Below are 12,542 nucleotides of genomic sequence, written 5' to 3'. Positions count from 1 at the left end.
CAGCGCCCACGTCCGGCTCGGGGGACGCCAGGACCGGCATCCGGCACCTGGAGCGGAACGACCGCCAGCCGCCCTGCGCCCGCCTCACGGAATCTTCATCGACACCACTCACTGCCACGGGACCGCCTTGCACCGTCGACAAACCAGCACGGTACGGCTGTCGAGAGTTGACACCAGATGATGCCAGGCGCGGTCCGCCATGGAGACCCCATGGTTTCCGCCACCACATGGCGGCACCGGAGTATGGGCTCACACCCCATCGGGAGACACGGCCATCATTTCTACCGTGAGCAGCACTCAAATGACATCTGCTCACACGGGAAGTGACCGATATGACCGCATCCGCAAGCCACACCTTGACTCTGCGCACCATGTGGAAAGTCGTGGCCGCCAGCCTCATCGGCACCACCATCGAGTGGTACGACAACTCATTCGATCGACGCTAGGACCTGCGGGTTTGGCTGATCTCGGGCGTTCGAGTCAGCACCGAACCAGCACCGGGATCTCCCCGTGCTGGTAGGGACCCACCAGACGACCCGGGGCGCACCTGCAACGCGCTCCGGCCAGGCTCGGCCAGCGGTCACAGACCGTATTCGTAAAGCAGCGGTCACCGATGCAGTCAGTCTCCCCTTGAACGTGTCCAACGAGCTGCCGTTCTACCTTTCGCGGCCAGAGTTCACTCGATCGAACTGCAGCGGCAGGACGAGCTGGGTCTTGAGGCTGAGGGCGTCGTCCATGACCGACCTCAAGCGCTCAGGAGCGTCGGGCAGGACGTGCGCATAAGTCTGGTAGGTCATGCGCGGATCACTGTGCCCGAGCCATACCGCCATGTCCGTCACGGGTACGCCCTTAGCAAGGCCGACCGAAGCGAAGAAGTGCCGCAGCCAAGCGGCGCGATCTTCCGAGAGACACCTGCGGCCATCCTGGCCGCGTTCCAGAGCCGATGCACCAGCGCGTACATCAGGATGTTCATTTCGCCCGAGGTTCCATGCCTCCGGATGTGCTCGCGGACCTTGGCCGCAACCGTGCCCGGCAGCGGCACGAGCCGCCCTTCACCCGCGTCAATCCCGCAATTCGTTCGAAATCCAGCACGTTAGTTCGATATTTTCGCACAGGGATGCCGTCCGTCAACTTGTTTTTGCTAACCGCTCCGTTGAAGGGTGAGCTCGCCGCCCCCTAATAGGAACAGAAGTACGTCTCTTCATTCGAAGCGGTCATTTATCGGGTAAGCATGCCGTCCTTCTCCTTCCTGATGCCAGCATGCTTCCTGTTCCTAACACGCCGTTGCGGGACGACTGTTGGCCGACAGGTCGACGTACGGCCGCGCCTCCCAAAGGGCCTCAGCCATGCCTTCATTCCCGGAATCCGACCGTCGTTTCGCAGATCTTCTTCACGCTGGTCGCGCTCGCGACGGGAAACCCGGCTTACCGGTGGGCGGCCAGGTGCACCCAGTGGCTCATGGAACGTTTTCGGGACTCCGAGTGATGTGAGGTAGAGCATGAGCGAGGAAAATGTGGATGGACCGTTTCCAATTCCGGTTTCTCGGGAGGAACAAGAGGTATGGATCAAGGCCGTGCTGGCGACCGAGGGGGTGAATCTGCCGCGTGGTGCACTGGAGAACATCGCCCCCTTCATCGTTGATCCCGATGACATGCTGAGCGAGCCCGACGCCGACGGTGTGCGCACGCTCAAGGCGAGCGCGGTCCGGCGCATCCGTACAGACGCCGGAGACATGGTCGTGGCCGTCGTTCGGATGCACGGCGTCGGCGGTGTGCAATGGGGACACAACGAACGGATCAGCTCGATCTGGCGCTCCGTCGCGGATCCGACGGTCGGCCGGGAGACCGAGAGGACCTTGACTTCGGTCCGGCCATGGATGGGCGTCGACGACGACGGACGCATGAAGTGTTTCGCCGCGCTGGAAAGCGTCGTGGCCAACCGACGCACGTTGATCATGAACGCTGAGGACGCGGCGGACGAATTGAAGAGGCGAGACCGCGTCCGCCCTTACGACCTTGAGGAAGACCTCGTCCTCAACGGGCAGCAGGATCCCGGGATGTACGTTCCTCAGCAGGTGCGGATCGAGGAGAACCCGGAGAGGGACTCTGACGGCAACCCTCTTTATCCGGACGCCTACTGGGGGTGGATGGCAGTTCGAGGCAACAATCGCACACAGAAGCGGCAATCGATTTTCCGTTTGACGTCCAGTGAAGTGCTGACCGGCGTTCCGGCGGAGAAACTGGAGAGGGAGGGGGACGAGGTCATCTGTGACCCCCGTGACTGGCTCCCTGAATTCTCCGCTGTCCTGAACAGGGAGTTCGCGGAGACGGGCGACGGTCAACTGGATCCGACGAGCGGCTCACGGGCTCGACGTGCCGCAGCCATCGCCGTGGTGGACGCGCATCTGGTGATCGGCACCCCCACTCCTCAGCGGCTCTACCGCATCGTGCAGATGAACAACCGGCGCGACCACGTCCACCCGCCGCTGGAGTTCGACGCCCTCGACCGCTCACGCGCGCTAGGGCGGAGCGTCCTCGGAATGTACGTGGCGCAACGGGTTATGGACGAGAAATCGGCAGAGGTCCTTTCCGGGCTCAGGCCGATCCGTGAACTCTCGGACGCGTCGGCGGACATGACGGTCTCCGAGCTGCGAGACCTGCGCTCCATGAGGTTGTTGCAGGAACTGTTTCCGGTGGATCCGCGCAAGCGTCATCTACTGCGGCGCGCGCTCAGCGAGAACCCACCATCCCAGCTCAATTCGGGGGAAATCAACCAACGGGCGCGCACGTGGTCCGCGCTGACCTCCGAGAGCTACCCGGTGCCATGGAACCCACGCGTGGGCCAGGTCTTCTCGATCCGGGCCCGGGAGGGAATCGTCCTCTCCGGGCGCAGGCTGCCAGATCTGCTCGCCACCGCGGACACCGATGACGACGCCTTCGACGAATTGGTGTCCTATCGGGCGGCGCACTGGTTGGCCTTCTTCGGCATCATCGAGGCCGACCGAGGCTCACTCGACGGCCAGGAGGCGATCGGCGACGCAGGGGAACGGATTCGCCGATCTCGCAGAACCGTCATGAACTGCCTGCAAGCCCTGCGCTACGAGAAGAGCCGGATGATGGCAGTCGGCGTACTAAGGTCGCTGGCCGCGGCCATGGACGACGGAGACCGGCGGCCCTGGCGCGTCAGCGGCTCCGGCAAAGAGATGGTGGGGCGGGAGATGACACCGCTCTGGTTCGACAGCGAATTCCCCAAGGACACCGGTACCCGGCCCCGCAAGACCGCCAATTCTGCACCACCATTGCTCACGACGGTGACGGCGCCCACCCCCCTCCCTGCGCCGGCACTGCCCGCGCTGTCACCCATGACACCAACGCACCCACCCATGACGTCAGCTCCAGTACAACCCCCCGCGACGCAGCCCGCCCCTGCAGACTCAGCCGAGCCCGAAGCACCCGCCACCGATGAGGCCGGCGAATCCGACAGCTCCGTGCCCTCCCCCGAGGAACCCCTCACCCTTGAGACGCTGGTGACCCGGGTCGAGGAACGGATCCGTGGCCTGCACGCGGCCTCCGCCGAAATCGGCGAACTCCTCGGCCACCTCGCGGACCAGAGCCGCGCGGCGTCTGTCGCCCAACCCATCGGCCGACAGCGGGCTGATAGGACCGTGCGCCTTCTGAACCAGACGCTATCCAGGTTGCGCAGACTGCCGGAGCTCATGGAGGAGATGACGGAACCAGTCTGACGCAATTCATCCGACCCAGCGAGCATTGTGCACTCGTTGCGCGGCGCCCGACATTTCCGCCTTAAGTGGTCAGGCGGTCGTTGGTCTGGGGTCCGGCCGTCAGCGGACGGCCCGCCGGGTTCGAGCGCACCCGCCGCGCCCATGGGGACACCAGTGGCCGTCTCCTGACTCAATGTTCCGTAGTGCAGTAACCGTCTCCGCCGGCGGTGTCCGAGAGCGCGTCGAGGCGGCAGAAGCAGGACGCTTCGACCGGCACGTCCGCCATCGCTGCGGCGATCTTCAACTGCTGAGCCACGATCTGTGCCTCTCCCGCCTTGCCCAGCCGGACCAGGCACTCGTGCAGCCCGTGCAGGGCCCAGACGTTGCCGGGGTGCTGCACAGCGCGTGGAAGGGTGTCGTCGAGTCCCAGGTCTGCCCGGTAGACCGCCTCGGCCTCGGCGACGCGCCCCTGTTCCAGGAGCAGGGCGCCGTATGCGTGCCGGGTGGGCTGCATCCATCCCCATGGCTCGTCGTAGGGAAGGTTGTCGTCCAGTTCGATCGACCGCTCGAGCGCGGCGAACGCGGCGTCGTGGTCGCCCTTGCGGTATGCGAGTTCACCGTCGAGCATCGCCGACGCGACCGCCAGGATGTCGGCACAGGTGTTGTTGAACAGCATGCGCGTCTCCGGGACCCGGGCGACCGCCTCGCCGAACAGCCGGCGTTCGACCTCGGCCTCGGCGATGCGGCCGGTGGCCGAGAACGCGACGCCTCGGGCGTAGTGCAGCATCGCCGTGCTGACGCTGTAGAGCTCCGGGTCTGCGGGCAGGGGCATCCGTAGGATGTCGCTCCAGCGGCCGAAGCGGATCAGTACATGGGCCCGCATGGCGAGAAAGCCCTCCAGCCAGTCGGCCATGGGCGGGCTCTGCACACGCAGCAGCTGCTCGGGGATGGACGCCTCCAGCTGGGCAGCGGCCTCCAGAGCGGTCCGGAACCGCCCGAGGAACATCGCGCCGTAGATCTTGAAGTGGTGGTTGTGCGACCGATACAGCGTGTAGAAGTTCATGGCCCCGGCCCGCGCGTGGAACTTCTCATCGGCGGCGATCGCGTCGTCGTTGTCCGACACCACGCGCCGGTAGTCGCCGCAGAGCACCTCGATGTGTGAAGGCATGTGCTGCAGGTGGCCGGCGTCGGGCACCAGGCCGCGTAGCCGGTCGGCGACGGGCAGAGCGGCCTCCGGCGTCGGAGACATCTCCATCAGGTGGATGTACATGTGCAGGATGCCAAGGTGCCCCGCGCCGACATCCGTCGCGAGCGACCGGTCCAGGACGGCCTTGGCCTCGAGCGTGCGGGCGCCTTCGGCCGGCTCACCGGTACGCAGGTTCCACAGCCGCCAGGGGGTGAGGTTCATCAGCGCATCGGCGTACAGGGCGGTGATGTCGGGGTCGTCCGGGGCGAGTTCGTAGACGGTGCGCATGCCGTCGGCGTACGGCGCGTTCCACACGGAACAGTCGTCGACGGCCTCCGGCTGCGGACAGCGGGCACGCAACGCGCCGATCAGGGCGCGCTCGACGGGCGTGGCGCCGGCTTCCGCCTTCTCGTGGGCGAGTTCCACGGCGGCGTGGGTGCGTGCGACGGTGCGTGCGAGGTCCTGCCCGTCGAAGAACTCCCACGGCTTGTTGTAGTTGGGGCCGAGTGCGTACGCGATGCCCCAGTACGCCATGGCGCAGCCGGGGTCGGCCGCCGCGGCGGATTCGAAACAGGAGACGGCTTCCTCGTGGTTGAAGGCGTACGTCCAGACGAGCCCGCGGTCGAACCAGAGTTGCGCCTCGGGCGAGGAAGTCGTCACGGGGCGGCTGTACGTGCCGAGATCGTAATAGTCCATGTACCGTCCCTCACCATTCGACCGCCGAGGCGCCGGGAACCGACCGCGCTCATGAGGCAAAGCGTGTACCGGGCAGCGTAGTGGCCCGGTCATGACTTGATCGGCGGTTTGCGACAGCCTCGAAACGGCGGGTGCTCACTTCGCCAGGGGGACGTGTGGTGCAGGAAGTCGGGTCCGTCAGGCAACTGTTCTTCGGGCGGGACGACGCGGAGACCGATCTCACCGACGGGCTGCTGAGCGGCACCGTCTTCCGGCCCAACTACGCCTACCGAGAGGTCCTCTCGGGGCGGAAGCCCCTGATCACCTGCCGCAAGGGCTCGGGCAAGAGCGCTATCTGCCGGCGACTGGCCTCCGGACGGCCACCCGGGCGCCTGCGTCTTGATCACCCCGACGACGCCGCGGGCGACGAGATCCGGCGCTTCGAACTCCAGGGCATCACCGCCGACACCGCCAAGTCCCTCATCTGGCGGTACGTCCTCGCCGTCCACGCGGCTCGCCATCTCACCCTGCACGCGCGCGCTGCGCACGGCCGTCGCGCGCCGTCGGCCGTTCGCGCCCTGCGCGCCTTCCTGCGCGCGAACGGCGAGTCGGACGATGCCCGCCTCTACGACCGGCTCCGGCGCGGCGCACGCGGGCTCCAGTCGGCCAACCTCTCCCTGAAGGCGTTCGGCGCCGAGGCGGCTCTGGGCGTCAGCGGCACGTCCGAAGGGCCCGGGCCAGCCGTCAGTTGGAGGTGCTGGAGGACGCGGTGGCCGGCGCCTTCACCGCACTGGGCTGCGCGGACGCCCATCCCCCGCTGCTCTACCTCGTCGACCAGCTCGAACCGGCGTGGACCGTCGACGCCGAACAGCCACGCCTTGGTCACCGGGCTGCTACTCGCTGCCAAGCACGTCACGGACCGGTACGGCCGGGCTGTGCGGACGGCCCTGCTCATCCGCGCCGACATCTACGACACCCTCAACTTCAGCGACGGCGACAAGTTCCACAGCGACGAGATCCGCATCACCTGGACTCACGACGGCCTCAGGGAGGTCGCCTTGGCCCGGGCCCGCGCCTCGCTCGGCGCGGAGCTCACCGCCGACCAGTTGTGGGGGCAGCTGTTCCCACCGAGCGTGCGGGGCGAGCCGACCGCGGAGCATCTCTTCGGGCGCGCCCTGCCGCGCCCCAGGGACGCGATCCAATTCCTCAACGCATGCCGGAGCGTGGCCGACGAGCGCGGCGGGCCCGTCATCACGGAGGAGGACGTGCTCGCGGCCACCGAGCACTTCTCCCGCTGGAAGCTCCAGGAACTCGCCAAGGAGTGCCTGGTCAACCATCCCTTCTTGCGGGCACTGTTCGCGATGTTCGAGAACAATGGATACTTCGTCACGCGCGAGATGATCGAGACCCGGTTCGAGGTGCGCAGGGAGGCGCTGCACCAGGACTATCCCGCCTACACCGGCAGCCTGACCCCGCAGGGGATGATCGACGTGCTGTACGAGGCGGGTTTCCTCGGAGTGTGGCGGGGCGGCGACGTCGTCTACTCGGGAGACAGCCAGGCACCGCCGGGGGCGGGGGAGGATGAGTTCCACGTGCGATCGGCAGCGGCCAGGGCTCGAACTCGGCGGGCTGACCACGCCCCTCAGTACATCCGCGTCACAGCCCCCGAACCCCCGCCTGACGGCGGAGTGCGCCGCTGCCACTCCTGCGCCAGTTCCGTGGGGAAACGGCGGCCGCTGCGCGCGAGCACGACCCCCTCGGTCAGTTCCAGTTCGTCACCGCCGCGGAACTCCCGCCGCGCCCCCGTGCCAAGGTCACGCCAGGGCCCGGGGCCCGTCTTCCCGGCGGTGGGCCGCCAGCGGGTGCCGTAACTGCTCACGTCCTCGACGCGTACGACACCTCCCGTGACCCGGAGCTCCACGTGCACGCGGCTGATGCGGGCCGCGCGCTCGGCGGGCACCAGGCCGTGCAGGGCGATGCCGTTCGGTCCCGGCCGGCGGCCGATCCGTACCGTCGAGCCGTCCTCCAGCGTGAAGCGCGCCACGCAGGCGCCATCGAGCATCAGCTTTACCTGCGCGGTAGCGGTGCGTGGCCCGTCGTCGACCAGTTCGAGGCTGTGCAAGTCGCAGGTCGGTACGCCGCCGCGCATGCGGGGCAGCATGACGGACGATCCCTTGCGGGTGTCGTAGAGCGTGCAACGGTCGTCGGGGCAGCGCCAGTTACGCCGCACCACCTCCGAGCGGGGTTTGCGCTGCGGGCCGAGCAAGCCCTGCTTCTTCAGGACCGTTTCCTCCGACTTGCGGGAGATCTGTGCGTCGCTCGCCACGCCCATGTCCAGGGGCATGAGCCGGACCGTGCCGTCCGGAGCGGGAGTCGGTTGCAGGAAGTCATCCGTGTTGCCCTGGAGGAAGGGGAACTCCACGCGGGCGTCCCGGTAGTAGTCGTACGTGATGACGGGGATGCCGGTCATCTCGCACAGCTCCAGGACGCGTCCGTCGGCATCCTCGAGTTCCTCGACCAGGCCCCGCCGCACCCAGTCCCGCAGCACGCGCACGTCCGCCGGATCGTTGAACTCTTCGCGGGCCCCCGCGCGCAGGCTGCGGTCGGCCACCAGGAACAGCTTGGCGTCCGGGTCACGGGCCAGTTCCACGGCCGCGTCGACGACGAGCGCCAGCCGGCGCAGCGAGCGCAGACCGGGCTCGCCGATGTCCCTCCGGCGCACCACGGGCGACAGGTCGACGAGGAAGCACGCCTCCGCGAAATCCGCCGTCAAGTGCCTGTCCACAAGAACCCCCCGCTTCCCCCAAAATGCCCCCACGGCGGCCTGATGTGATGTTAATTACCTTACAGGGTAGGAGCATTGCTGTTCCTCGTCACGCACGGATCACCCGTCGGACAGGTGGGTGCTCTTGTCGGCGAGCCGGACTGGAAACGTGGGGGCGTTTGTGGCCGAGTGGGGTTCGTTCGTAGGCGAGACGCCGTCGTCCGGGGGGCACCCGCCGTCGCACCCGCCCCGGTCGGACACGGACGACGGGTGGGGGATCTTCGAACCCGAACCCAGGACCAGCCCGTCCCCCTCCCCCTCGTCCCCGCCCGGTCCCGCACCCGCCGCGGACGCGGATGCCGACTGGGGTGTCTTCGCCCCGGCTGCTGCCGAAGGCATACCGTCGCTGCCCCCGCCCTCCCCTCCGGCGGGCGTCCCGACCCCCTCGCCCGAGGTCGTCGCGTCCCTGCTGACCGCCGGCGAGACCCTGTGGGCCCACGTCGACGGCCTCGTCGCCGTCCTCGGGTCCGGGTGTGGCGTCACCGCCGTGTACGACGGCGAACCCGACGGGTTCAGCGGCTGGCGCCCGGTCACGGTCGTCGACCCGGCCAGGCTGACCGTACGCCCGGTACCGCTTTCGCTGGCCGAACCGCCCGTGGGTGCCGCCACCTCCGTCGCCGAGCTCTACTCCGACACCGAGCCGCAGTCCGCCGCCGAGCCCCGCCGGGCGACGCCCTTCCCGGTCGGCCAGGGGCCCGATCTGGACGCCGTGCTGAACCGGGCTGTGGCGGAAGAACGCGAGCGGGTGCGTGCCGAGGCCGCCGCGGCGGCGCACCGGGCCGAGATCCAGCTCAACGTGGCGAAGCGGGAGCTGGCCGAACGGGCGGAGCTCGCCGAACGGCACGCCCGGATGCGCGAGGAGCAGGCCCAGAACGAGGAGCGGCGCGCACAGCAGGAAGCGGCCCAGCAGGTCGCCGCCGCTCAGACGGAGGCCCAGCGGCAGATCGCCGCGGCCCGTGACCAGGCCGCCCAGACCGTCCAGCACTGGCAGTTCCGGGCCCAGCAGGCGGAGGGCGACCGGGCCCGGCTGGCCGAGGAGCTGAACCGGGCGAACCGCACGGGCGTACAGCGTCTCGTGCTCGTCGGTGTGCTCGCCGTGATCGCGGTCGTCCTGACCTTCGTACTCAAGGGGGCGTGAGCGCGATGGAGTCGCCGCTGAGCGAAACCCCGGCCGACGAGGACACGGCCGCGCCGCAGAACGGGGCAACAGAGGCACAGGAGGCGGAGGGCGAGGAGGACGCACCGGAGTTCACGACCGTCGCCGTCCCCGAGATCGTCGTGCGCTGGAACCAGGAGCTGGCACCGACCCTACGGGACGGCATCGTCGAGCACGGCAGCCTCGACCGGGCCGAACTCCTCGACGAACTGCCCGCGCTGTGGGCGACGGTGGACGCCGCGCTGACCCGGGTCGGGCCCGGTACCTTGGTCACCGAGTCCGTACGGCACGACTCGTACGAGGGCTGGCAGGTGGCCGCGCTGCCGCGCTACGACCTCGACGGCGGCATCGAGCCCCGCGACCGGCGCGACGGAGCACCGCAGCCACGAGACCGGCGCGCCCTCGTACAGGCGCTGGTGGACGCCGTCGCCGAGAGGCCCTGCCTCGATCTGCGAGACGCACTGAACATGCTCGACGTGTTCGCGGGCACCTTCCCGTCCGGCCTGGACGCCATCTGCCGCCGACTGCTCGGCCACGACCTGCGGCACGGGCTGGCCGCCGGCATGGCGCCGCTGCACGACGCCTTGGAACGCCGCGCGGCGGGCCGCGTCTCGGCCACCTGCTACCGGGAGACCGCGGTGGGCTCCCGCAAGGCCAAGGGCGATCCGGCCACCGACAACGAGGACGCGGCCGGTGCCCTGCGCGGCCCGTCCGGCACCGTGCGCTGTGCCGTCTTCGACGGCGTGACCGGCGACGGCGACGGATCCGGCGGCAAGGCTTCCCGCGCCGCGCTGGAACAGGCCACGCGGCGTTGGCTGATGGACGAAGACCTGCCCCCGGGTGAGCTGGTCGCCGAACTCGACGCGGCCGTCGGCCGAGCCACCGAGGGCAGCGCCGCGGCCGTCCTGGCGACCGTGCGCCCGGATGGCACGGCGTCCGTGGTGTCCGTCGGCGACGCGGAGGCCTGGCTCGTACGGCCGCTGCGCACATCGCAGCGCGGCGACGAGCCGCACAGGCCGGTTCAGGGCCCAGAACCGCCGTATGCAGCCTGGAAACTGACGCCAGCTCACACGGGCTACGCCGAGTTGCTGCGGGTCAACCCGGACGCCGAGGGCGAGGGGTCCTCACTGGTCAACTTCCTGGGCGGGGGCCCCGGCCGCTGGACGCACAGCACCGTCGGGCTGGCCCCGGGCGACCTGCTGCTGCTCGCCTCGGACGGGGCGACTCAGCCCGAGCGGGAGCGCTGGTTCGGAGCAGTGCTGGCCGAACTGGCCGCGAAACTCGACGCGTCGGGGCGCCCGGCCGCCCCTGCGCTCGCCGCAGCCCTCGTCCAGCGGGCGGAGGCTCTGGGCGGCTGGGACAACGCCACGGCACTGGTGTGTGCGATCGGAGAGGCGAAGGACGTATGAGCGAGGACATCAAGATCGCGGCTGACCGTCTCGAGGCCCACATAGGCGAAGAGTTCGTGGTGTCGATCGCCCCGCCGGTGCTGCGCCGCACCGACCGGGTGGCCGACGGCGTCGCCTACGTCCTCGCCGTGGACGACAGCTGGTCGATGGGCATCAGGGCCGACTCGACGACCGACGAGTTCGCCGACGCGGCCGACCCGAACGACATCAGCCGCAAGGACGTGGCGCAATCCGGCGTGCGCGAACTGGCGGCCGCGCTGCCCCAGGGCGCCCGGGTCGACGTCATCACCTTCGCGCAGGACTCCGGGCTGCGCTTCTCCGGTACCGCAGGGGAGCTGCGGCGCAAGGGCGCCTGGGACGGCAACCCCGAGAACGAGCGCGGCTGGACCAACATCGAGGGCGCCCTTCAGCGCGCGTACGCCCAGCTGGGCGGGCACCGGGCGGGCTCCCGCCGGGTCGTGCTGCTCAGCGACGGGCTGCCCAACTTCGGCGAGACGGACCCGAGGCGGCTGGCCGCCCTCGCCCAGGACGCCGCCGGCCGGGAACTGCACACCGACGTCATCGGTATCGGCGCGGGCGCCGACTACGACCTGCTGGTGCAGCTCGCGCCCACGGGGATGACCGAGCACGTGGCCTCGCGGACCACCGCCGCCGACGCGATGAAACAGATCACGGCGCGCCTCGCGGCGTACGGCAGAGACGTGGTGGCCGGCAGCGGCGAACTGTCCCTTGAGATCAACCCGCACTTCCAGGTGCTCGGCGTCTACCAGATCGACCCCGCCCGCCGTCGGCTCGACGGCGTCCTGGCCGACGGGGGCGGCCGGCGCCCCAGCGAAGTCCGCCTCAACCTGGGCGCCATCGCCGAGGGACATGACGGCCAGCCGCGCTACGCGCTGAAACTCCGGGCGCCCGAACGGATCAGCGCCGGTCCGGTCCCCGTCCTCAAGGCGACCGGACGCATCGGATCCGGGGCTGACGCACGGCAGTTGAACCCGGAGAAGTTCGAACTGCGCACGGTGAACAACCCACTGGCGCAGAACATCCGGCCCGACTACGCCCGCGAGATCGCCGCCGTCGACCTGGAGCGGGAGATCAACGACCGTGCCGCCGCGGCCGGCTCCAACGGCGAACGGGAGCGGATCTTCGAGGAGGGCGTGGCGCGCGCCCGCGACATCCCGGACCCCGATCTCGCGGCCGCCTTCCAGCAGGCGAGCGGCGGGCTGCGGGAGGGCCTGCAGGCGAAGGACGTGCTCAACGAGTCCCGCGCGACGTCCAGCCGCAGCTCCACCAGGAACAAGCGCGACTGGTTCCAGGACATCCCGGTGGAGATGCCGGACGAGATCCGGGCCCGCCGCCGGCAGCGCAGCCTGGACGACGAGGACGATGACGACTCCGGTTCGTTCGGCGGGAGTTCGTACGACGGCGGTTCGTACCGGGAGGGAGCCTACCGGGACGGGGCGTACGGCGATCCGTACGGCGGCGCCTTGTACGGCAGCGGTTCCGGCAGTTCGTACGGCGGCGGCGCCGACGCTCCCACCCAGCCCCCGGCGCACGGACGGGGTCCGGCGTGA

Annotated in this window: 7 protein-coding genes and 1 pseudogene; 5 read left to right on the top strand and 3 right to left on the bottom strand. The window is 69.3% G+C overall.

What is annotated here, in order from left to right:
* Nucleotides 1–656 precede the first annotated feature (656 nt).
* The gene (locus ACWC0C_RS36990) at nucleotides 657–839 is read right to left on the bottom strand and encodes a hypothetical protein (RefSeq protein WP_450868675.1); all 183 of its coding nucleotides are present in this window, start codon (nucleotides 837–839) and stop codon (nucleotides 657–659) included.
* A gap of 659 nt (nucleotides 840–1,498) precedes the next feature.
* On the opposite strand from ACWC0C_RS36990, the gene ACWC0C_RS36985 reads away from it, so the two are divergent.
* Nucleotides 1,499–3,742, top strand: coding sequence for a hypothetical protein (locus ACWC0C_RS36985; RefSeq protein WP_450868674.1), 2,244 nt, complete (start codon nucleotides 1,499–1,501; stop codon nucleotides 3,740–3,742).
* Nucleotides 3,743–3,911: 169 nt separating this feature from the next.
* On the opposite strand, the gene ACWC0C_RS36980 is transcribed toward ACWC0C_RS36985, so the two are convergent.
* The gene (locus ACWC0C_RS36980; RefSeq protein WP_450868672.1) at nucleotides 3,912–5,603 is read right to left on the bottom strand and encodes a hypothetical protein; all 1,692 of its coding nucleotides are present in this window, start codon (nucleotides 5,601–5,603) and stop codon (nucleotides 3,912–3,914) included.
* 131 nt (nucleotides 5,604–5,734) lie between these two features.
* Between ACWC0C_RS36980 and ACWC0C_RS36975 the strand changes: the two are divergent.
* Nucleotides 5,735–7,165: pseudogene (locus tag ACWC0C_RS36975) on the top strand (P-loop ATPase, Sll1717 family); the annotation flags it as partial.
* Between the two features lie 59 nt (nucleotides 7,166–7,224).
* Here ACWC0C_RS36975 and ACWC0C_RS36970 read toward each other — a convergent pair.
* Nucleotides 7,225–8,355, bottom strand: a complete 1,131-nt coding sequence (locus tag ACWC0C_RS36970) for an FHA domain-containing protein (protein ID WP_450868671.1) — start codon at nucleotides 8,353–8,355, stop codon at nucleotides 7,225–7,227.
* A gap of 160 nt (nucleotides 8,356–8,515) precedes the next feature.
* Here ACWC0C_RS36970 and ACWC0C_RS36965 point away from each other — a divergent pair, with 160 nt between their 5' ends.
* Genes ACWC0C_RS36965 through ACWC0C_RS36955 form a run of 3 tightly spaced genes read left to right on the top strand, consistent with a single transcriptional unit; the run spans nucleotide 8,516 to nucleotide 12,542 of the window.
* Nucleotides 8,516–9,544, top strand: a complete 1,029-nt coding sequence (locus ACWC0C_RS36965; RefSeq protein ID WP_450868669.1) for a hypothetical protein — start codon at nucleotides 8,516–8,518, stop codon at nucleotides 9,542–9,544.
* A complete protein-coding gene (locus ACWC0C_RS36960) occupies nucleotides 9,541–10,971 on the top strand; it encodes a hypothetical protein (protein WP_450868667.1) in 1,431 nt (476 codons plus the stop codon). The genes ACWC0C_RS36965 and ACWC0C_RS36960 overlap by 4 nt, the downstream gene beginning before the upstream one ends.
* Nucleotides 10,968–12,542 (top strand): VWA domain-containing protein, encoded by a 1,575-nt coding sequence (locus tag ACWC0C_RS36955; RefSeq protein WP_450868665.1) that lies wholly within the window; start codon nucleotides 10,968–10,970, stop codon nucleotides 12,540–12,542. Before ACWC0C_RS36960 ends, ACWC0C_RS36955 begins: the two co-directional genes overlap by 4 nt.

The organism is Streptomyces sp. NPDC001709, from assembly GCF_053596375.1.
The sequence above is the reverse complement of the archived record's forward strand: the minus strand, read 5'-3'. Positions and strand labels throughout refer to the sequence as shown.